Here is a 519-nt window from a genome sequence, read left to right as displayed (position 1 = left end):
AGTCCGCCTAACAAAAAGGACGGACAAATGAAGGCACGATTTACGGACGAACAGATCATTGCGATGATCAAGGAGCAGGAAGCTGGCGAGAAGACCTCTGATGTGTGTCGGCGGCACGGGATCAGTTCGGCGACGTTCTATAAATACAAACCGAAGTATGGCGGTATGGAGCCGTCTGACGCGAAGCGGTTGCGAGCGTTGGAAGACGAGAACGGCAAGCTGAAGAAGCTGTTGGCAGAACAGATGTTGAAGCGTGACTTTGTCCGCCATTGGTCCGAGAACAATGGTCGTGCGCAATGTTGCGAGACATCAATTTAAAAAAATGGTGACGCCCGTTCGAAAGCGGAAAGCGGTGGCGCATCTGATGGACGCTCATCAGGTCAGTCAGCGGCGGGCGTGTGAAGTGCTTCAGGTTGATCGGTCTTCGGTGCGGTATCTGTCGCGACGGGGTAATGATGCCGAGCTAAGGGATGCCATCAAGCGGGTTTCGAGGGAACGGGTCGGTTTGGTTGTCGTCGT

Annotated in this window: 1 pseudogene; it reads left to right on the top strand. The window is 54.1% G+C overall.

Features of this window, described 5'->3' with window-relative positions:
• Positions 1-27: 27 nt before the first annotated feature.
• A pseudogene (locus tag DWB67_RS18735) lies at positions 28-519 on the top strand (transposase); the annotation flags it as partial.

This window comes from Paracoccus sp. JM45, from assembly GCF_003590715.1.
Classification (GTDB): domain Bacteria; phylum Pseudomonadota; class Alphaproteobacteria; order Rhodobacterales; family Rhodobacteraceae; genus Paracoccus.
This window is presented reverse-complemented; position numbering and strand designations above follow the sequence as displayed.